The following is an 18,880-nucleotide window of genomic DNA, read 5'->3' as shown; positions in this document are numbered from 1 at the left end:
GCTGTAAAAGCCGTTTAGGGACCGTCAGCTAGGTTCTGCCGGATGTCGGACTTGCTGGCCGGGTTGCTGAGCGCTCCCGCGGCCGAGCTCTACCAACGGTTGCTGCGCACGGGTCAGCTGCCGATGACGGAGGCGGCAGAGGTCGAGGAGCTGGTCGAGGCCGGGTTCGCCCGCAAGCGTTTCGTGGGCGAACCGCGGATCGTGCCGGTCGAACCGTCGCGCGCGGTCGACCAGGCGCTGATCACCGTGCAACGCCAGCTCCTCGACCAACATCGGATGATCGTGCGGGCGCGTGAGCAGATGCAGGCGCTGCAAAAAGAATTCGTCGCCAATGCGGGCTCCGACGACAACGGCATCAGCGTCCACACCGACCCGGCGGAGATCGGCGCGTTGTCGGTGGAGCTGTGCCTGTCCGCCGAACGCGACTTCTCCAACCTGGAGACCGAGCACTACCGCAACCCACCCGACGGCCGCTCGGCCAAGGTGCCACCGGCCGCCGTGCTGGAGCGCGGTGTGCAGTTCCGCAACATCTACTCCAGACCGGTGCTGGACCTGCCCTTCGCGGGTGAGATGGTGCGGCGCTGCGCGGAAGGCGGGTGGCAGCTGCGGGTGCTGCCCGAGCTGCCGATGAAGATGGTGCTCGTCGACGACCGCGCGGCGCTGCTCCCCCTCGACCGGACCGGCATGGAAGGTGCAGTGCTCGTCCGGGCGCCCGTCGTCGTCGCGGCCCTGCGGATGTTCTTCGAGATGCTGTGGAACAACGCGCTTCCGTTGCACGACAACGAAACGGTGAGCAAGTTCTCCGCCCACCAGCGCACCGTGCTCCGGCTCATGATCGGAGGGATGACCGACGCCGCGATCGCCCGCCATCTCGACGTGAGCGAACGGACGGTGCGGCGGCACATCTCCGCCGCACTCGACCTGCTCGGGGTGGACAACCGGATCACGGCGACCGCGATGATCGTCCGCGATGGCTGGCTCGACTAGTTCGACGGGCCGACCGGGCTGTCGCACTGCCACTCGACCGGACCGCTGCCGCGCGGCTTCGTGTACCCACCCGCGAAGACGTAGGTGTATCCACCGCCGATCTCGTCACCGGCGGTCCACGGGCGTTCGAGCTTCGTGCACGGGCCCGGCAGCATCACGACCAGCTTGCCCCCGCTGGACGTGAGCGCGAACGCCGAGTTGGGGTACCGCTGTGCCAGGTCGAACGGTTCGACGCTGGCGGGATCCACCCCCTCCGGAATGGTGAGGCGGGCCTTCGACTTGACGAAGGTGTCGCTCCAGATGCCGACGGTGCCCGTGTTGGCGATGAACCCGGCACGGGTGTGGCCGTAGAGCACGCTGCCCCTGGGCATCGTGGCCGCCACCGTCTCCTGGCCCCACGTGTCCGAACCACCCTCCCAGTCCGTGTGGACCCATCGGTGCACCGCACCGGAGGGCTCGGTGCCGTAGATGACTCCGGGTTCACCTGAAGTGAGCGAGGTGTACGCGCTCCAGTCGGTGCCGGCGCCGATCCGCTGCCAGATCTCGAAATCGCTCGACCAGAACAGGTCGCTGCCGACCACCCGGTAGGTCACCCCGGGAGTGTTCTCCTCACCCGACCAGAACGCGGTCGTGACATCACCCCAGCCCGAGGTCGCGAGCACGCCTTCCGCGGTCCAGCGCGACAACCCCGTGGCGCGGTTGGGGTCGAGGCAGAGGTTGTACGCGACCAGGCCGCCTTCGGCCGTGATCGCGTAGACCACACGCCCCCGCAGGTAACACGGTTCGAAGGCCTCTGCCGGCGTGACCATCGTCAGCATCAGCGCGAACGCCAGCAGAACTTTCCGCAATCCCATGGCCGCAGAACCTACTTATTGATCGTCTGACTGGGAACGACCGGATCCGGACACTGTCCGAATCCGGTCATCTCCCCCTGGCCGGTACCGGCCATTGGCCGCCAGTTCCCCTTACCCGGCACCAAATCCGTTGCCTAGCTTTGCCGCACACCACACGAACCCAGTTGGGAGTACGACAAATGCGCAGCAGAATCGTCCGGGGCCTCGCCCTCGCCGCCGGCATGGCGATCGCGGCACTGGCGACGATCACCGCACCCGCGAGTGCCGCCCCCGGCGCGTTCTACGCGGAGGCGATCAACCGCAACAGCGGCAAGTGCGTCAACCTTGCCGGGCAGTCCGGCGACAACGGCGCGTGGATCCAGCAGTACCGCTGCGACCACACTCCGGCGGCCAAGTTCCTGTTCCTGCAGAACAGCAGCGGCTTCTACGAGATCTCGAACCAGAGCAGCCGCAAGTGCATCGACATCGAGTGGGGCTGGGGCCACAACGGGGCTCGCACCCAGCAGTTCAACTGCAACGGCAGCCTCACCCAGCAGTGGCGGCTCGCCGACCTCGGCAACGGGTACTACAACTTCGTCAACCGCAACAGCAACCTGTGCCTCGACGTGCCGTTCGCCAGCACGGCCGACCGCGTGATCCTGAACATCTGGGAGTGCGTGCCGGGTGCGTCGGAGCAGCAGTTCCGGCTCAACATCGGGTAGCCCTCAGGCCCAGCTGACGGGCAGGGCGTGCACGCCGTAGATGTTCATGTCGGTCCTGAGCTTCACCTCGCGGGCCTCCACCGCGAGGTGAAGACTCGGGAACCGGCGCAGCAGCCCCTCGAACCCGGCGCGCATCTCGATGCGGGCCAGCTGCTGACCGAGGCACTGGTGGATGCCGTGCCCGAACGAAAGATGCCCGCGAGCGTTGCGTCGCACGTCCAGCGTGTCGGCGTTCTCGAACTTCGCGCTGTCGTGGTTGCCCGCCAGCAACGACAGGATCACCGTAGAGCCCTCGCGGATCGTCTCCCCGAAGAACTCGATGTCCTCTGCCGCATAACGGAAGAAGACGTCGCCGACCGCCAGGTACCGCAGCAGCTCCTCGACCGCGTCCGGGATCAGCTCGGGGTTCTCCCGCAGCACGGTCAGCTGGTCCGGGTGCTCCAGCAACGCGAAAGTGCCCAGCGCCAACATGTTCGCCGTCGTCTCGTGCCCGGCGAGCAGGAGCAGGAACGCCATCCCGGTGAGCTCCTCCAGACTGAGGTCCTCGTCGCGGGCGAGGTCGGACAGCAGATCGTCACCGGGCTCGGCGCGCTTGCTGCCGACCAGTTCGTACAGGTAGGTGTGCATGGCCATGTACGCGGCCATCTTGTCCTCGAGGTTCACGTCCCTTTCCATGAACCTCGAAGAGTTCGACTGGAACGTCTCGCGGTCCGCATAAGGCACCCCCAGCATCTCGCAGATCACCAGTGACGGCACCGGAAGCGCGAACTCCCTGACGAGGTCGACCGGCGGCGTGAGCTTCGCGAGCTCGTCCAGCTGCCGTTCGGTGATCTCGATGATGCCCTCCTCCAGCGCCTTCATCCGCTTGACGGTGAACGCGCCGGTGAGCTTGCGCCGCAACCGGGTGTGGTCCGGCGGGTCCATGCTGATGAACAGTCCCGGGGTCTGCGGGGACGGTTCGGTCTGTTCGGGCATGCCCGGCGTCGGGAACGGCACGTGGAGGATGCCCAGGTCCTGCCTGCTGCTGAACCTGGTGTCCGCCAAGGCCGCGCGCACCGCGTCGTAGCCGGTGATCAACCAGCCCTCGTGGCCGTCGGGGAAGAGCATCGGGCTGACCGGGCGGGTGGACCGCAGTTCGCTGATCCGCGCGGGCGGGTCGAACGGGGTGACGTCGCGGTCCATGGGAAGGCCTTGCTGCATCACGGGGTTCTCCTTCAGCGAGTTGATTCGCGGTTGAAGTTCTTCCTGGCCCAGAAGTAGCCGCCGGCGCCGATGACGACGGACCAGCCCAGCGCGATCCAGCCGCTGTTGCCGATCGCCGTGCCCATCAGGAGACCGCGCAGCGCGTCGATGAACGGCGTGAACGGCTGGTACTCGGCGAACCAGCGCAACACGGTCGGCATCGAGTCGGTGGGCACGAAACCGTTGCCGAAGAACGGGAGCAGGATCAGCGGCAGGCCGACGTTGCTCGATCCCTCGACGGTCTTGCTCGCGAGCCCCAGCGCGGCGGACAGCCAGATGAGCGCGAACGCCATGCTCACCAGCAGACCGATGATCACGAGCCACTCGGCGAAGCTCGCCTGCGGCCGGAACCCGATCGCGAGCGCCACACCGAAGACGAACGTCATGGCGAGCACCGTCTGCACCAGGCTGCCGACCACGTGTCCGGTGAGGACGGACACCCGTGCGATCGCCATCGTGCGGAACCTGTCGACGATGCCCTCGGTCATGTCCAGCGCGATCGAGATCGTCGTGCCCTGCACCGCCGACGTGATCGCCATCAGGATGATCGTCGGCGTCACGTAGCTCAGGTACTCCGCCCGGCCGCCGGTGGGACCGCCGATGCCCGCGCCGAGCGTGCCGCCGAAGACGTAGACGAACAGCAGCAGGAAGACCACCGGCATGAGCAGCAGCTGGAACGTCATGGACGGGTAGCGGACGACCCGCTTGAGGTTGCGGCGGATCATCGTCGCCGAATCCGTCAGCACATAACTCATGGCTGAACCACCTTTTCGGTGAGAGCGAGGAAGACGTCGTCGAGGTCGGGGGTGTGCGTGCTGAGCGAGTCGACCAGCACCGAGTGCTCGTCGAGCCGGTCGAGCAACGCCTTGAGCGAGCTGACGCTGCCGTCGTTCGGCACGCGCAACGCCAGCGCCTCACCGTCACGGGACGCGTTGCGCACCACGCGCAGCGCCGCGTCGAGGTGGCGCGGATCGTTGAACTGCAACAGGACGTGCCCGCCGGGGATGCGGCGCTTGAGCTCGTCCGCGGTGCCCTCGGCGACGATCTTCCCGTTGTCCAGCACCGCGATCCGGTCCGCGAGCTCGTCGGCCTCCTCCAGGTACTGGGTGGTGAGGAAGATCGTGACACCGTCCGCCACGAGCCGCCGCACGATGTCCCACATGGCCCGGCGGCTGCGCGGGTCGAGGCCGGTGGTCGGCTCGTCGAGGAAGATCACCTGGGGTGAGCCCACCAGCGTCATCGCGAGGTCGAGCCTGCGCCGCATGCCACCGGAGTACGTCGACGCGGGCTTGTCGGCGGCGTCGGCGATGTCGAACTGCTCCAGCAGCGACTGCACCTTGATCTTTCCCGCGCCGCCGAGGTGGTTCAGGTCGGCCATCAGCTTGAGGTTCTCCCTGCCGGTCAACAGGTTGTCGACGGCGGAGAACTGGCCGGTGACGCCGATCGACCTGCGCACGCCGTTGGGGTCACGGGCAACGTCATGTCCCGCAACGGACGCGCTGCCGGCGTGTGCGCGGATCAGCGTGGAGAGGATCTTGACGGTGGTGGTCTTGCCGGCGCCGTTCGCGCCGAGCAACGAGAAGACGGTGCCGCGCTGGACGAACAGGTCGACGCCCTTGAGCACCTCGTGGTCGCCGTACGAGCGGCGCAGGCCGGTGGCCGTGATCGCGTTCATCGTTTTCCCCTCAGGCACGGCGGATCGTGATGTCGCCGAAAGCGGTGTAGGCGGTGATCTTGACGGTCTCGCTCGCGTCGCCGGGTCCCTCGCTGGCGCCCAGCGAGTTGTGCACGCGACCGAAGCTGGTCTTGGTGTCGAGCCACGCGGCGGTGCCCTGGGCGATGCCGACCTCGATGCTGCCCATAGCGGTGTTCAGCGCCGCGGTGTCGCGCACGACCTCGCCGACGATGAGCGAACCCATGGCGCTCTTGGCCTCCAGCGAGCCACCGACCCGTTCCGCGGTGATGTCGCCGTTGGCCGCGCGGGCCTTCAGGTCGCCGCCGACCGCACCGATCTCGGTGTTGCCGTTGGAGTTGCGGACCGTCAGCGACCCGGTGACGTCGCCGATGCGCACCTGGCCGCTGCCGGTCTTGACCTCGGCGCTGCCCGTGACGGCGCCGACGCGGACCTGCCCGGCACCGGTGTCGACCTTCAACGGACCGGTGCGGTCGACGTGGACGTGCCCGGCGGACATGTCGATCTCGGTCTGCCCCAGCACACCAGTGGTGCGGGTGCTGCCCGCGGTCACGTCGGCGTCCACTTTGGACCCCGTCGGCAGCTCGATCACGATGTCGACCGACCGCGTCTTCTTGGAGAAGTCGAACGTCCGCTTCTGCCCGCGGATCGTCAGCACGCCGTCGGCGAAGTCCACGCGGGTCTTCTGCGCGGCCTCGACGTCGGAGGAGTCCTGCGGGTCGGACGGGCGCACGTCGACCACGGTGTCGACGCGGTCGCTCGCGAGGATCTGCACGAAGCCCGCGTAGACGTCGAGCAGTACAGAAATCGGTTCATAGGTGTCGTAAGAAGGCATGGCTGTCCCCTCAGAAGGTGTCTTGAGACCGTCTCCGCAGGTCAGAGACGTGAAGAAGAACGGGTGTGGTTAGCGGACCCAGCCGACGAAACGCTGCGACGCGGGGGCGGGCCCACCGGTCAGCGGTTCGGTCGCGGGCTTCGGCGAGAGCTGGGCGGACGCGGCGCGCACGAGCCACGCGTTGACCGAGCGGCCCTCCTTGGCGGCGGCCTCGTCGATCGCGGCCTTGAGCGGCTCGGGCAGCCGGACGTTGATGCGCACGGTCGTGCCGTCGTCGAAGCCGGCCGCGACGTCCTCGGCGGGTGCCGCGACGGGCTCCGGCGTGGCGGCGGCCGGCTGCTCGGGCGTCCGGCGCGTCACCACGAACCTGGGGTCACGGCCCCGCAGCAGCACCTGCACCGAGTCCGGCGCCAGGTCCGCGGTGATCTCGTCGGCGGCGGCGGACAGCGCCTCGAGCAGCGCCAGCCGGATCGCCGACTCCATCGTCACGGTCAACCGCTCGACCGTCGCGCTCGCCTCGTCACCGCCGGTTTCGACGGCGGTCAGCAGCTCGCGACCGAGGGAAGCCACATACGGGGTCAGATCCATGGCACCACTATGGCACACGGTGGCACCACCAGCAAGCATTTCTGGCTCAGCTTGGCACCATTTTGGCTCAGTGCAGGTCAGGGCACTTGTCGACGAACGTGACAGTCTCATCGAGAGGGGCACGAAGGGTGCGCGGCTCGGTCACGGAGGCGTCTTCGTAGCCGATCGACATGCCGCAGAAGAGCACGAGGCCGTCGGGTGCTGCCACGGCCTCGGCCACCGAGCGGTGGAACTTCGCCCACGCCATCTGCGGACAGCTGTGCAGGCCTTCCTCGCGCAGCAGCAGCATCACGGTCTGCAGGTACATGCCGGCGTCGGCCCACTGCGGCGAGCCCATGTCGCGGTCGAGGTAGCAGAGCAACGCGGCCGGCGCGCCGAACGCGTTCCAGTTGCCCGACGCCGCCCGTTGCCGCGCCTCCAGATCGCCGCGTTCGATGCCGAGCGCGCCGTACCGCTGCGCCCCGAAGGCCGAGCGGCGGCCGGCGTACAGCGGCTTCAGCTCGGCCGGGTACTGCTGGTACTCCGGGTCGTCCCACGCATCCCCAGCCGCGAGCCGGTCCAGCGTGCGCTTCTTCAACTCCGCCAACGGTTGCCCGGTCACGACGTAGATCCGCCACGGCTGGATGTTCGAGCCGGACGGCGCCCAGGCCGCCGCCTTGAGCACGCGCTCCAGCACCTCGTGCGGAACCTCCTGATCGGTGAACGCACGCACGGCCCGCCTGCTGGTGACCGCTTCGTAGACGTCCATCACAACCCCATCCCCTCACTTGACGTACACAACTGGTTACAGTTGAAATAGTATCGTTCGATACCGTATCGAGCGATCCGAAGTAGGAGAGAACACATGGCCACGTTGCTGCACATCGACTCCTCCGTGTTCCCCGGCGAGGCGTCCGCGTCGCGCTCGGTCGCGGCCGTCTTCCGGCGGACCTGGGAGGAGCAGCACCCGGACGGCACGGTGCTCTACCGCGACCTCGCCGCGACGCCGGTGCCGCACATCACCGCCGAGGGCTACAGCAGCCGTGACTCCGGCGCGTTCGCCACTCGGTTGGAGTTGATCGAGGAGTTGGAGAGCGCGGACGCCCTGCTGATCGGCGCGCCGATGTACAACTACGCGATCCCGTCGACCCTGAAAGCCTGGCTGGACAACGTGATCCTGCTCGGCCGCACGTCAGGCGAGACGCCGTCGTCGAAGGGCAAACCGGCCACCGTGATCGCGAGCCGCGGCGGTTCGTACGCGCCGGGCACTCCGCGCGAGGGGTTCGAGTTCGTGCGCAACTACCTGGAGGCGGTGCTGGGCGGCAGCCTCGGGTTGGAGCTCGACTTCATCGTCCCGGAGCTCACGATGGCGCCTCGCAACCCGGCGATGGCCCAGCTGATCCCGTTGTACGAAGCGTCCCGTGAGCGCGCGCTCGAAGAGGCGGTCGTGAAGGCTAAGCGTCTTCTTGATGGGCGAGCTTCGTGAGCAACGCCGTGAGCTGAGCGCGTTCGTCGGCATCCAAGGTGGCACCCAGCCGTTCGGACAACGGCCCCGCGGCCACGTGCCCCTCGTCGAACAGCGCCAGCCCGGCCGGGGTGATCTCCACCGCGCGTGCCCGCCGGTCGCCCGGAACGGCCTTGCGCTCGGCCAGTCCCTTGCGTTCCAGGTCGTCGACGACGCGCATGATCCCGGCCTTGTCCGTGCCGGTCGCGGGCGCCAGATCGCGCTGCATCGTGGGCCCGTTGTTCACGAGCTCCATCAGGACGGCGAAGTGCCGCAGCTCGATGCCCAGCGGCCTGAGCGCCTCACCCATCACCGCGGCGGCGCGCCAGTGGGCGCGGCGCAGCAACAGCCCCAGCGCGAACGGCGACACGTCGCCTGGACGGTCGGTCGCACGAGCGGGCTTGGTCATGAACGGCATGCTACCCAGTGAGCGCCTCGGTGAACGCCCCCACCGCCGACGTGCCGAGCACCGCGAACACGACGTGGTCGAAGAACCGGTTCTCCCCCAACACTTCCCGGAACGTCTCGGCGACCACACGCGGCTCGTTGCCGAACACCCCGCAACCCCACGCGCCGAGCACGAGCCGCCGATGGCCGTGAGCGGCCGCGATCTGCAGCACCCTCGTCGCCCGCTGTCGCAACGCGGCAGGAATGCCTGCTTCGCGCTCCGGTTGGGTGCGCGCGATGGCACTGCGGTTGGGCGCTGCGGCGGTCAGGAACGACACCGGGTACGGCTCCGGCAGCAGATTCCCTTTGTCGTCGCGGAAAACCGGCACCCGAGGCGAGTAGATCACGCGGTCGGAGTAGGTCAGGTCCTCGTGCGCGCGGTGGTGGCGGTAGAAGTCACCGGCCGCGAGCAGGCAGGGGTAGAGCGCCGACGACCGGGCGACGCTCTCCTCCTGAGCCTGCGCGCCGTTGAGGAACCCGCCGCCGGGGTTGCGTGCGGAAGCGAACACCAACGCGGCGACGTCACCGCCGAGCCGTCGTGTCGCGTCCAGAGTGGACTCGTTGGTGACGTCGATCCTCGGGAGATCTCCCTGCTCCGGCAACGACAACTCATCGCCGGGAAGGTAGAGCCGAGTTCCGGACACCGCCGGAGTCACCGCGATCGAGACCTCGCCGCAGGAACCTCGTTCGGCGATCTCGACCGTCTCGCGGGCGATGGCCCGCAGCCTGCTGCTCATGATGCGTTCCATGATGACCGGGCGGGCCAAGCGATTTTCACCTGCGCGCGTAAGCCTCGGCGACCGCGCCGAACGCGGCCTTCGGCTCCCAGTGCCCGTCGTCGTAGACCTTCACGATCGCGGGACTCGCCATGTCGAGGTCGCGACTCGGGTCGTCCGGCCGGTGCGGATGGCTGCTGAGCGCGAACATGTAGACGAACGCGCCGTCCACGTTCTCGGCCTCGAAGATCTCCAGCAGCTCGCGGAGGTACGTGGCCTGTTCGTCCTCGTCCCGGACGTAGCCGTCCTTGACGCGGTCGTCCTCGATGATCTCCATGCTGCGCGGCGCGACCGCACCCGAACCCTTCCACGCCGCCGTGCCGAACCCGGTGATCGCGACCGGTTTCCCTTGCGCCACCAGGCTTCGCACGGCTTCCTGGTAGCGGTCGGCGACCTCGGCGGACCGGATCAGCTCGAAGGACATGATGTCGAACAGGCTCCAGTCCACGCGTTCGAACTGGATGCAGGCGTAGGTGACCTTCCCCCGGAACTCGGCACGCACAGCCGCGACCGCCTCAGCCAGGAACTCGTTGAGCCGCGCACTGGCCTCCAGCATCCGATCGGGATGCCCGAACAGCTTCGCCACCCGGTCCATGACGTCGTCGCCGGGCATGAAGCCGGCGTTCATGATGCTCATCTCGACGCCGGCCACGAACACGACCTCGGCACCCTCCGCGCGGACCCGTTCGGCCCGCCGGGCGCAGTCGACGAACAGCTCCAGGATCTCCTCCGGCGTCAGCTCCAGCGGGTACGGCGAGAACCACACCTCGAGCCCCAGCTCAGCGGCGATCCGCGCGGCCTGTTCCAGCCTCTCCGGCGAGCCGCCGACGAGGTGGACGGCGTTGCAGTGCAGCTCGTCCCTGATGACCCGGAGATCCCGCGCCACCGCGTCAAGATCGAACTCCGCCACGGAGATCTCGCCGTGCCTCACGAAGCCGGTGTCGTACGCGATGCCCTTTGCTCTCATACCTACATGCGTACACGCAATTTTGCGTGCACGCAACTTTCATGAAGGCCACACCAGGAGCACCGGGCAGGGCGCGTGGTCGACGACGAACCGGGTCGCCGGACCGAGGCTGCGCGGGCCGGCATGGCTGACATCGCCATCACGGCACACCACGAGGAGCGAGGCGTCCTGAGCTGCCGCGACGACCTCGTGCTCGACGCGGCCGACGCGCGCGGACGTCGTGCACGGCAGCCCCAGACGTTCGGCGGCGGCCTCCAGCAGGCGCGCCGCGTGGCTGGCGGCGAGGTGGTCCAGCTGCGTGCCGGGGTCGCGCGAGGGGTGGCTTCTGCCGAACAGCCCGGCGAACGCCCCGTGCGCCGCGCCGGGCACGTCGTGGTCGCTGACGTGCAGCAGCAGGAACTCGGTGCCGTGCGAGCGGGCGGCGTCCACACTGGACTGCCAGGTGTCGTCGGCGATCCACACGACGACTGTCATGGTCATCCTCCGATCACGTGCAGGGACGCCCACAGTGCCACGACCGCGCCGACCAGGGTGGCAGGCACGGCGAGCAGTCCGAGCTTGGTGAACTCGGGCAGGTTCACCTCGGCGTCGTGGTCGTGCACGATCCGCCGCCACAGCAACGTGGCGAGCGACCCGGCGTAGGTCAGGTTCGGCCCGAGGTTCACGCCCAGCAGCACCGCCAGCACCGCCCCGGACCCGAGCGGCACGACCAGCGGCAGCAGCACCAGCACCGCGGGCAGGTTGTTGATCACGTTGGCCAGCACGGCCGCCACGGCCGCCACGCCGAGCAGCGCCAGCAGCCCGTTGCCGCTCGGCACCACGTGCGTGAGGACCTCGTCGAGCCCGTTGTCCACGACTGCCCGCACGACGACACCAAGGCCGAGCACGAACGCGAGGAACGGCAACGAAGCCGACTGAACGATCTTGAAAATCGTGGTGCGCTTTCGAGCCAACGCACGGACCGCCATCGCCACGGCACCCGCGCACGCGGCCCAGGCCGGGTCGATGCCGGTCGCCGACGCCACCACGAACCCGACCAGCGTCAGCCCGACCGTGGCCAGCGCGAACACCGGCAGCTCACGCGGCGGGTGGAGGGCAGGCGCGTGCGCGGGTGCGTCCAGATCGGTCCGGAAGAACCGCCGGAACACCAGGTACTCCAGTCCGATCGCCACCACCCACGGCAACGCCATCAACGCCGCGAACCGCGTGAAGCTCAGCCCGCTCGACGCGAACGCCAGCAGGTTCGTCAGGTTCGACACCGGCAGCAGCAGCGACGCGGAGTTCGACAGGTGCGTGCACGCGTAGACGTGCGGTTTCGGCCGCACCCCGAGCTGCGCGGCGGTCGCGAACACCACGGGCGTCAGCAGCACCACGGTCGCGTCGAGGCTCAGCACCGCCGTGGTCACCGACGCCGTGACGAACACACCGCCCAGCAACGTGCGCGGCCGCCCGCCCGACGCGCGCGCCATCCACGTACCGCACGCGTGGAAGAGGCCCTCGTCGTCGCAGAGCTGCGCCAGCACGAGGATGGCGGCCAGGAACCCGATCACGGGCCCCAGCCGCACCGCCTCGTCCACCGCGTGGTCGACGGGCAACGCGCCGACCAGCACGACGAGCAAGCCCGCCGGCACCGCCACAGCCGCCTCGGGCCAGCCCCACGGTCTGACGACCGCGCAGACCAGCACAGCCACGAGAAGCAGGATCGACAACGCCAGCACAGCTCGAAACGTTAAGCCATCTTCGCCGCCGCCGACTTGATCGCCTGCCGGATCCGGAAGTACGTCCCGCACCGGCACACGTTCGCGATCCGATCGATGTCCTCGTCCGTCGGCTCGCTCTTGGTCTTCAGCAACGCCGCCGCGGCCATGATCTGCCCCGGCTGGCAGTAACCGCACTGCGCGACGTCCTGCTCCAGCCACGCCTCCTGAACGGGGTGCAGGTCGTCACCGGACGCCAGCCCCTCGATCGTGGTGACGGTCTTGCCGGCGCACTCCGACACCGGCGTCACGCACGGCTGGATCTCCGCGCCGTTCAGGTGGGACGTGCACGCCCGGCACACCCCGATCCCGCAGCCGAACTTCGGGCCGCGCACCCCGAGCTTGTCGCGCAGCACCCAGAGCAGCGCCAGGTCCGCGGGAGCCTCGACCGTGACGGACTTCCCGTTGACGATCATCGTGTAGTTGGGCACAGGGGACGCTCCTTCAGCGCGGGAACGGCTCGAAGTCGACCGGGAAGATGATCGGGAAGCTGCGCGGCACCACACCCGTGGCCCGCGCGTAGGCGTTGGCGATCGCACCCACCGCGGCCGGCACGCCGAGCTCACCGGCGCCGCCGGGTTCGCCGGTCGCCGGCATCACGAAGATCCGCACGTCCTTCGGCGCGTCCTTCTGCCGCGCGTAGTGGAACTGCGAGTACGAGCCCTCCAGCGGCAGGCCGCGATCAATGTGCAGACCGGCGCGCAACGTGGTGGAGATGGCGTCGGTCAGGCCGCCGAGCATCTGCGCCTCCAGGCCGCGCGGGTTGATCGGGCGGCCGACGTCGACCGCGATCACCGCCTTGACCACGCGCGGGTTCTGCGGGTCGCGCGCGTCGATCTCGACCAGGCACGCCGTGCACGACTGGTACTCGTCGTGGAACGCCACGCCCTGCGCGAAACCTCGAGGCATCGCGCGACCCCACTGTCCTTCCTTCGCGACCTTGTCGAGCACCGCGCGTTGACGGTCGTCCTTCAGGTACTCGCGGCGGAACGCGACGGGGTCCTTGCCCATCTTCTTCGCGAGCTGGTCGACCAGGATCTCTTCCGCACCACGGGTGTTGGCCGAGTAGACCGACCGCCACGACCCCGTGTGCATCCTCAACGGCACCTCGTTGAGCAACGAGGTCACGACGCCGAAGTTGTACGGCACCTTGCACGTCGTCAGGAACACCGTCTGGGCAAAGGAGAGGTTGCCGCCGACGGGCAACGACGCGGCCGTCGCGGTGAGGATCTCGCCGAGCCCGTGCCGGAAGTCGGTCTCCACGGACGCCACGCGGTGCTCGAACGTCAGCACGTTGCCGAGCCCGAACGTCGCCCGCAGCTTGTGGTGGCTGGCCGCGCGCGCACGGCCGTGACGCATGTCGTCGGTGCGCGACCACATGAGCTTCACGGGACGCCGCAACGCCTTCGAGATCTGCGCGGCCTCGATCGCCGCGTCGAAGAACAGCCTGCGCCCGAACGACCCGCCGCCCTGCATCACGTGCACCGTCACGGCGGACTCCGGCAGCCCGATGGCCGAGGCGATCGTCTGGCGCGCCACGATCGGCGACTTCAACCCGGCCCAGATCTCGGCTTTGTCGTCGCGCACGTCCGCTATCGCCGAGTTCGTCTCCATCGGCGCGTGGCTGACGAACGCGAAGTCGAACTCCATGTCCACGTGCTGGGTGAGCAGCGGCGGCACCACGAACGGCAGCGCGGCCGCCTGCAGCTTCGCCCGGATCTCCTTGTCCGACAACGAGTCGATCGTGCCGGCGTTCCAGGTGACCTTCAACGCGTCGCGCGCGGCCATGGCCTGCCCGAACGTCTCCGCCACCACCGCGACACCCGTGGGCACGACACCGATCGCGAGCACACCGGGCATTGTCTTGGCCACGCTCGAGTCGACGGACTTCACCGTGCCGTTGATCGTCGGCGGGCGGCGCACGACCGTCGGCATCGCGCCGGGAACGTCGTGGTCGAGCGTGTACTTGAACTGACCGGTGACCATCGCGCGGGCGTCGATGCGCGACTGCGGCGTGCCGACGAGCCGGTGTTCCGAGGCGGGCTTGGGTTGCGCGGCGAACACTCCGGTCAGCTGCGCCGCCGCCGACGTCAGCAGTCCGTACGCGATGTACCGGCCGTCCGGCAGGATCACGCCACCGTCGCGTGTGGACAGTCGCTCGACCGGGACGTTGTTCTCGTGAGCGGCCGCCGCGAGGAGTCTGGCCCGTGCGGCCGCCGCCGCCTGACGGACCGGCCCGTACACCGACCGGATCGTGTTGGAACCACCCGTGAGCTGGTTGAACAGCAACTCGGAGCGCGCGTCGGCAAGCACGACGCGAACCTTCGAGAGGGGCAGGTCGAGCTCCTCCGCGACGAGCATCGCGGTGGCCGTGGTGATGCCCTGACCGACCTCGGCACGGGGCAGTTCGAGGGTGACGACGCCGTCCTCGCCGACGCTCAGCACCGCGAGCGCGCCCGCCGTCGGAGTTCCGGCCAGGATCAGAATGTCGCCGAGATCCATGATCTCGGCCGGTTGCGGCAGTGTCGGGATGACCGCCTCGGCGGTGCCGGGAACAGCGACGGTCAGCACCGGCGCGGCGACCAGGAACGCGAGGAACTGCCGACGACGTAAGGGGACCCGGTCGACCGGGACTTCGTTGTCACAGGTCATGTAACCGTCAACGACATCTGGCCCAGGCGGGTACGACCGTCAGCCGATTGGGTGCAGGGCCGACCGGCGGATCACCGTAACTGCGGCTTCAGCGGGAACGATTCGCCGTACATGAGACGATTAGCAGTACTGCTGCTGACACTTGCCCTGGTCTCGCCCACTCCCGCACTCGCGTCGGACAACCCGTACGCGACGCTCTTCTCCCCCACCGCCGACGCCTCGGTCCCGCTGAACGAACCGTTGCTCGTCATCGGCGGCGCCTTCAACGGCGAGTCCGGCGGCATCACCGAGGTCGACATCTCGACCGACGACGGCGCCACCTGGACACCGGTCGACGCGCACACCGAGAAGTGGACGCTCGTGATCACCCCGACGACGCCCGGCCCGCTGACGATCCACGCCCGCGCCCACACCGCGTCCACCACCGGCCCGGTCACGGTCTCGCGCACGATCCAGGTCGGCGGCGCCACCACCCCGCCGATCATCAGCCCGAACCTGTTCCTGAACGACGCCCCGGAACCCGACGCCAACGACTCGGACACCGCGCCGGTCGAGCTCGGCCTCCGCTTCCTGCCCGACCGCAACGGCTTCCTCACCGGAGCGGGCATCCGCCGCGGCGACTACACCGGCCCGGTCACCGCTCACGTCTGGTCGTCCGACGGCACGTTGCTCGCCACCCAGGCCGCTCCCGCCGCCCAGCGCTTCCAGCAGATCACCTTCACCGCACCGGTTCCGGTGAGCGCGGGCACCGAGTACGTCGTCTCCTACGTGACGCCCGCCGGCGGCTACTTCGCCACGGAGAACTACTTCACGGGCGGGATCGCGCAGACGCCGTTCTACCTGCCGGTGAACGCCGGCGTGTACAGCTACGACGGCGACTTCCCTGCTCAGACCTGGCACTCCAGCAACTACTGGATCACTCCGAGCTTCGGGGTCTAGTTCGGGGAGCGGGCAGGACCCGCTCCCCCCACCACCTCAGCGAAGTGCGTCCACCATCGCGGTGTGAGCCTTCTTCGGCGTGATCGACGACGTCCACGGCAGCGCGTTGCCCGGGATCGCCGGGTAACGGTTCGTCGTGGCCGTCGAGCCGTACCGGTCGGTGAAGCCCCACGAGGTGAAGCCGGTGCAGTTCGTCTCCTGTCGGCACACCGCGAGACGCTCACCGAACTGCTTGGCCTGCACCGACTGGTCCGAGGTCACGACGTCCATTTCGGACACCCGGACCTTGAGCCCGAGGTCGTTGAGCGCGCGAACGTGCTTGCGGAACGTCTCGGCCGGCACCCTGTCGCCCGCCTCGTACTCGTGGCTCTGCAGGCCGACACCGTCGATCGGCACACCGTCCTGTCGCAGCTTCTTCACCAAGGCGTACAAAGCCTTCCAGCGCGGTCCCTCTTGTTCGGCGCCGTACTCGTTGAGATACAGCACGGCGTTCGGATCTGCTGATCGGGCCGCCCGGAAGGCCTGGGCGATGTAGTCGGCTCCCATGGCCTGATACCAAAGGTTGTGTTCCAGTCCATCGGAGTTGTCCTCGTTCATCGGTTCGTTGACGACGTCCCACTCCGTCACGCGACCCTTGAAGTGCCCGGCGACGGCCTTGATGTGGTCTGTCATCACGGTTTTCTTGTCCGGGGCCGACCTCATCCACGTCGGCAGCGCCTCGAACCACACCAGGGTGTGCGCGTGCACCGCGATGGTGTTGGCACGCGCGAAGTCCACGATCGCGTCGGCTTCCTCGAACGCGAACACGCCGCGCGTCGGCTGCACGAACTGGGGCTTCATGTCGTTCTCGGCCGTGATCAGGTTGAACTGTTCACCGGCCGTCGCGCGGTAGGCATCGTCAGCCACCAGCGGTGCCACGGCCACCGCACTGCCCACGCCTACCTTGCGCGGCAACGCTTCCGCGCGTGACCTGAGCGAGCCCGGCACGGTCTTCTGCTTCCAGTCCGGCGCCTTGCGAATCCCCGCGGCACCGGTAGCCGTCAACGACTTGAGCCGCCACGACCCGTCCGCGCCGAACCACACCTGACCCGACGAGAACACGCCCGGATCCGGCAGCGTGCCGAGCTGCCGGCCACCCGCCGAGAACTCGAACGCCGAACCGCTGCGCTTCACCCGCACCGCCACGTCTCCGGCCAGCCCGGCGCCGAACTTCTTGGCCTGCACGGGTTTGTCGCCCTTGCCGTTCCACACGGCGACGTCGAGCCTCCCGTCGACCACTCCGACGCGCACGCTCGGCGGTTCCTGCCGCCACTCGTCGTAGATGATCGGCGGCGAACCGTAGAGCTGCAGGTAGCCGGAGCCGGACATGGTCGCGTCGACCTGGAACGTGCCGTTGACCAGAAGTCGCGGCCCGAGCAGGTTGACCGGCGGGTTGGGCTGGGACCGCTGGCCGTTCGTGGCCACGATCCACCGGTCCAGTGGGCGGATCTGCACGCCGTCCGGGGTCTGGGTGGCGCCAGCGAAGTGCGCCCAGTCCTGACCCGCCAACAGGTCGAGCTGGGCCTGGGTGGCCGGTGGTGTCCCGGCCGCGAGTAAGAGAGCAGCGAAAATGCGCAGCATCGAGCCTCTCCTGATGGTGGTGGCAACTCAGCTGGCGGCGGAAACCCTGGTGGCGGCGAGTCAGTGCGCGGCGGAAAACCTTGCGGTGGCGAGTCAGTTCGCGGCCGAAACCCTTGCTGTGACGAGATTCGCGAGCACGACGCCGAGCCCCGTGGCGACGGCACCGGTGAGAATGGCGGCCTCCCCCAGCCGCGAGGTCTCCACAGCGGGCGGGTAGGCGGATAGTCCGGACAAAGTGGCGCGCACGGGCTCGGCGAGCAGGTCGCCGTTCAACCCGATGCCGCCACCGAGCACGATCAGCGAGACGTCGACGACCGACGTGATCCTGGCGGCGTGCTCGGCGATCCGCGCCGCCTCCCATGCGACGAGCGACAGCGCGCACGGGTCGTTCTGTCGTGCCGCGGCAACGACTTCCTCGGTCGTGACGAAGTCGGAGTGCTGCCAGACGTGGGCGAGGAACGCGTCCGCGGCCGGGCTGTCGGAGCGGAACCTCTGCCCTTCCGGTACGTGGTCGATCTCGCCCGCGGCTCCGTTGACACCCCGGTGCAGGTCGCCGCCGAGCACCAGCCCGGCGCCGACCCCGCTGCCGATCGACAGGAACGCGAAGTTCCGCACGCCCGCGCCGACCCCGCGCCAGCCCTCACCGACGGCGGCGAGGTTGATGTCGTTCTCGGCGATCACCGGCAGGTCCAGCACCGCGGAGAGCTCGGCCTGGGCGGCGAAGCCCTCCAGCGCGTCGATGTTGGCGTCGTGGACGATCCCGGTGCGCGGGTCGATCACCCCGCCGATGCCGATCGTGGCGATCTCCGGCGACGCCCCTGAAGCGGCGACCAGCTCGTGCCGCAGTGCCGCGGCGACTTCCAGGACGTGCTCGGGATCGTTGCTGCTCACCGGCTGGTCGAGCCGCGCGAGCACGGTCCCGTCGAGATCCGCGACGCACGCGCGGAGGAACCGGCTGCCGAGGTCGAGCGCGAGCACGGTGGCCGCTTCCGCCCTCGGCCCGAAGTACACGGCGTCGTAGCCCGCCGCGTTCGCAGGCCTCGGTACCTCCTCGACGAGCCGCGCGCCGAGCAGGTCGTCGATCGCCCGGTTGGCGGTCGGCTTGGACATGCCCAGGTACCGCGCGAGCTGCGCGCGGGTCACCGGGTGCGTCTGCCGAATCGCCCGGTACACGGCCTGCAGGTTGGTCTCCCGCACGTGTGCACCCGTCACGGCTCCTGTCATGCCGCTCAAACTAGTAACGAGACGTTACCAGTGTCTAGACCCACATACCGCTCACATACCGGGCCTCATACCCCGGCGCTGTTGCCTGACGGCGTTCCTCGACGAAGGGAGACCG

Annotated in this window: 20 protein-coding genes; 4 read left to right on the top strand and 16 right to left on the bottom strand. The window is 68.7% G+C overall.

Going from position 1 to position 18,880, the window contains the following annotated elements:
* Nucleotides 1-42: 42 nt before the first annotated feature.
* Nucleotides 43-987, top strand: a complete 945-nt coding sequence (locus AB0M24_RS15635) for a LuxR C-terminal-related transcriptional regulator (protein WP_363766826.1) — start codon at nt 43-45, stop codon at nt 985-987.
* Here AB0M24_RS15635 and AB0M24_RS15630 read toward each other — a convergent pair.
* On the bottom strand, nt 984-1,841 hold the full coding sequence (locus AB0M24_RS15630) for a hypothetical protein (RefSeq protein WP_363766823.1): 858 nt from the start codon (nt 1,839-1,841) through the stop codon (nt 984-986). The two genes, AB0M24_RS15635 and AB0M24_RS15630, sit on opposite strands and share 4 nt — an antisense overlap.
* 179 nt (nt 1,842-2,020) lie before the next feature.
* Here AB0M24_RS15630 and AB0M24_RS15625 point away from each other — a divergent pair, with 179 nt between their 5' ends.
* Nucleotides 2,021-2,542 (top strand): RICIN domain-containing protein, encoded by a 522-nt coding sequence (locus AB0M24_RS15625; RefSeq protein WP_363766820.1) that lies wholly within the window; start codon nt 2,021-2,023, stop codon nt 2,540-2,542.
* 3 nt (nt 2,543-2,545) lie between these two features.
* Here the strand turns inward: AB0M24_RS15625 and AB0M24_RS15620 are convergent, their stop codons facing one another.
* From AB0M24_RS15620 to AB0M24_RS15595, 6 genes are all read right to left on the bottom strand, one after another.
* Nucleotides 2,546-3,742: a cytochrome P450 gene (locus AB0M24_RS15620; protein WP_363767121.1), complete on the bottom strand. Its 1,197-nt coding sequence runs from the start codon at nt 3,740-3,742 to the stop codon at nt 2,546-2,548.
* A 14-nt stretch (nt 3,743-3,756) separates the two neighbouring features.
* A complete protein-coding gene (locus AB0M24_RS15615; RefSeq protein ID WP_363766817.1) occupies nt 3,757-4,539 on the bottom strand; it encodes an ABC transporter permease in 783 nt (260 codons plus the stop codon).
* On the bottom strand, nt 4,536-5,459 hold the full coding sequence (locus AB0M24_RS15610) for an ATP-binding cassette domain-containing protein (RefSeq protein WP_363766814.1): 924 nt from the start codon (nt 5,457-5,459) through the stop codon (nt 4,536-4,538). The genes AB0M24_RS15615 and AB0M24_RS15610 overlap by 4 nt, the downstream gene beginning before the upstream one ends.
* 10 nt (nt 5,460-5,469) lie before the next feature.
* On the bottom strand, nt 5,470-6,312 hold the full coding sequence (locus AB0M24_RS15605) for a hypothetical protein (protein ID WP_363766811.1): 843 nt from the start codon (nt 6,310-6,312) through the stop codon (nt 5,470-5,472).
* A 69-nt stretch (nt 6,313-6,381) separates the two neighbouring features.
* Complete coding sequence (locus tag AB0M24_RS15600) at nt 6,382-6,900, bottom strand: ribbon-helix-helix protein, CopG family (protein ID WP_363766808.1); 519 nt, start codon at nt 6,898-6,900, stop codon at nt 6,382-6,384.
* Between the two features lie 67 nt (nt 6,901-6,967).
* Complete coding sequence (locus tag AB0M24_RS15595) at nt 6,968-7,648, bottom strand: nitroreductase (RefSeq protein ID WP_363766805.1); 681 nt, start codon at nt 7,646-7,648, stop codon at nt 6,968-6,970.
* Between the two features lie 96 nt (nt 7,649-7,744).
* Between AB0M24_RS15595 and AB0M24_RS15590 the strand changes: the two genes are divergently transcribed.
* Nucleotides 7,745-8,365 (top strand): NAD(P)H-dependent oxidoreductase, encoded by a 621-nt coding sequence (locus tag AB0M24_RS15590; protein ID WP_363766802.1) that lies wholly within the window; start codon nt 7,745-7,747, stop codon nt 8,363-8,365.
* Here AB0M24_RS15590 and AB0M24_RS15585 read toward each other — a convergent pair.
* Genes AB0M24_RS15585 through AB0M24_RS15555 form a run of 7 tightly spaced genes read right to left on the bottom strand, consistent with a single transcriptional unit; the run spans nt 8,334 to nt 14,982 of the window.
* Nucleotides 8,334-8,792 (bottom strand): MarR family transcriptional regulator, encoded by a 459-nt coding sequence (locus AB0M24_RS15585; RefSeq protein WP_363766799.1) that lies wholly within the window; start codon nt 8,790-8,792, stop codon nt 8,334-8,336. The genes AB0M24_RS15590 and AB0M24_RS15585 overlap by 32 nt on opposite strands.
* Nucleotides 8,793-8,802: 10 nt before the next feature.
* A complete protein-coding gene (locus AB0M24_RS15580; RefSeq protein ID WP_363766796.1) occupies nt 8,803-9,567 on the bottom strand; it encodes a TIGR02452 family protein in 765 nt (254 codons plus the stop codon).
* Between the two features lie 37 nt (nt 9,568-9,604).
* Nucleotides 9,605-10,573 (bottom strand): hypothetical protein, encoded by a 969-nt coding sequence (locus AB0M24_RS15575; RefSeq protein WP_363766793.1) that lies wholly within the window; start codon nt 10,571-10,573, stop codon nt 9,605-9,607.
* A gap of 39 nt (nt 10,574-10,612) precedes the next feature.
* Nucleotides 10,613-11,047 (bottom strand): universal stress protein, encoded by a 435-nt coding sequence (locus tag AB0M24_RS15570; protein WP_363766790.1) that lies wholly within the window; start codon nt 11,045-11,047, stop codon nt 10,613-10,615.
* Nucleotides 11,048-11,049: 2 nt separating this feature from the next.
* Nucleotides 11,050-12,291: an SLC13 family permease gene (locus tag AB0M24_RS15565; RefSeq protein ID WP_363766787.1), complete on the bottom strand. Its 1,242-nt coding sequence runs from the start codon at nt 12,289-12,291 to the stop codon at nt 11,050-11,052.
* 11 nt (nt 12,292-12,302) lie between these two features.
* Nucleotides 12,303-12,761, bottom strand: coding sequence for a (2Fe-2S)-binding protein (locus tag AB0M24_RS15560; RefSeq protein WP_363766784.1), 459 nt, complete (start codon nt 12,759-12,761; stop codon nt 12,303-12,305).
* Nucleotides 12,762-12,774: 13 nt separating this feature from the next.
* Nucleotides 12,775-14,982, bottom strand: a complete 2,208-nt coding sequence (locus AB0M24_RS15555) for a molybdopterin cofactor-binding domain-containing protein (protein ID WP_363766781.1) — start codon at nt 14,980-14,982, stop codon at nt 12,775-12,777.
* Nucleotides 14,983-15,093: 111 nt separating this feature from the next.
* On the opposite strand from AB0M24_RS15555, the gene AB0M24_RS15550 reads away from it, so the two are divergent.
* The gene (locus AB0M24_RS15550; RefSeq protein WP_363766778.1) at nt 15,094-15,921 is read left to right on the top strand and encodes a DUF4082 domain-containing protein; all 828 of its coding nucleotides are present in this window, start codon (nt 15,094-15,096) and stop codon (nt 15,919-15,921) included.
* Between the two features lie 36 nt (nt 15,922-15,957).
* Here AB0M24_RS15550 and AB0M24_RS15545 read toward each other — a convergent pair whose 3' ends face one another.
* Entirely contained in the window at nt 15,958-17,541 is a 1,584-nt protein-coding gene (locus AB0M24_RS15545; protein WP_363766775.1) for an endo-1,4-beta-xylanase, read from the bottom strand.
* A gap of 93 nt (nt 17,542-17,634) precedes the next feature.
* A complete protein-coding gene (locus AB0M24_RS15540) occupies nt 17,635-18,765 on the bottom strand; it encodes an ROK family transcriptional regulator (protein ID WP_363766772.1) in 1,131 nt (376 codons plus the stop codon).
* Nucleotides 18,766-18,880: the final 115 nt, after the last annotated feature.

The organism is Lentzea sp. NPDC051838, assembly GCF_040681245.1.
Lineage (GTDB): Bacteria > Actinomycetota > Actinomycetes > Mycobacteriales > Pseudonocardiaceae > Lentzea.
This window is presented reverse-complemented; position numbering and strand designations above follow the sequence as displayed.

Bases quoted from the DNA above. Each gene is read 5' to 3' on its own strand.
- AB0M24_RS15635 (WP_363766826.1), top strand. From the start codon at position 43: ATGTCGGACTTGCTGGCCGGGTTGCTGAGCGCTCCCGCGGCCGAGCTC.
- AB0M24_RS15630 (WP_363766823.1), bottom strand. From the start codon at position 1,841: ATGGGATTGCGGAAAGTTCTGCTGGCGTTCGCGCTGATGCTGACGATG.
- AB0M24_RS15625 (WP_363766820.1), top strand. From the start codon at position 2,021: ATGCGCAGCAGAATCGTCCGGGGCCTCGCCCTCGCCGCCGGCATGGCG.
- AB0M24_RS15620 (WP_363767121.1), bottom strand. From the start codon at position 3,742: ATGCAGCAAGGCCTTCCCATGGACCGCGACGTCACCCCGTTCGACCCG.
- AB0M24_RS15615 (WP_363766817.1), bottom strand. From the start codon at position 4,539: ATGAGTTATGTGCTGACGGATTCGGCGACGATGATCCGCCGCAACCTC.
- AB0M24_RS15610 (WP_363766814.1), bottom strand. From the start codon at position 5,459: ATGAACGCGATCACGGCCACCGGCCTGCGCCGCTCGTACGGCGACCAC.
- AB0M24_RS15605 (WP_363766811.1), bottom strand. From the start codon at position 6,312: ATGCCTTCTTACGACACCTATGAACCGATTTCTGTACTGCTCGACGTC.
- AB0M24_RS15600 (WP_363766808.1), bottom strand. From the start codon at position 6,900: ATGGATCTGACCCCGTATGTGGCTTCCCTCGGTCGCGAGCTGCTGACC.
- AB0M24_RS15595 (WP_363766805.1), bottom strand. From the start codon at position 7,648: ATGGACGTCTACGAAGCGGTCACCAGCAGGCGGGCCGTGCGTGCGTTC.
- AB0M24_RS15590 (WP_363766802.1), top strand. From the start codon at position 7,745: ATGGCCACGTTGCTGCACATCGACTCCTCCGTGTTCCCCGGCGAGGCG.
- AB0M24_RS15585 (WP_363766799.1), bottom strand. From the start codon at position 8,792: ATGACCAAGCCCGCTCGTGCGACCGACCGTCCAGGCGACGTGTCGCCG.
- AB0M24_RS15580 (WP_363766796.1), bottom strand. From the start codon at position 9,567: ATGAGCAGCAGGCTGCGGGCCATCGCCCGCGAGACGGTCGAGATCGCC.
- AB0M24_RS15575 (WP_363766793.1), bottom strand. From the start codon at position 10,573: ATGAGAGCAAAGGGCATCGCGTACGACACCGGCTTCGTGAGGCACGGC.
- AB0M24_RS15570 (WP_363766790.1), bottom strand. From the start codon at position 11,047: ATGACAGTCGTCGTGTGGATCGCCGACGACACCTGGCAGTCCAGTGTG.
- AB0M24_RS15555 (WP_363766781.1), bottom strand. From the start codon at position 14,982: ATGACCTGTGACAACGAAGTCCCGGTCGACCGGGTCCCCTTACGTCGT.
- AB0M24_RS15550 (WP_363766778.1), top strand. From the start codon at position 15,094: ATGAGACGATTAGCAGTACTGCTGCTGACACTTGCCCTGGTCTCGCCC.
- AB0M24_RS15545 (WP_363766775.1), bottom strand. From the start codon at position 17,541: ATGCTGCGCATTTTCGCTGCTCTCTTACTCGCGGCCGGGACACCACCG.
- AB0M24_RS15540 (WP_363766772.1), bottom strand. From the start codon at position 18,765: ATGACAGGAGCCGTGACGGGTGCACACGTGCGGGAGACCAACCTGCAG.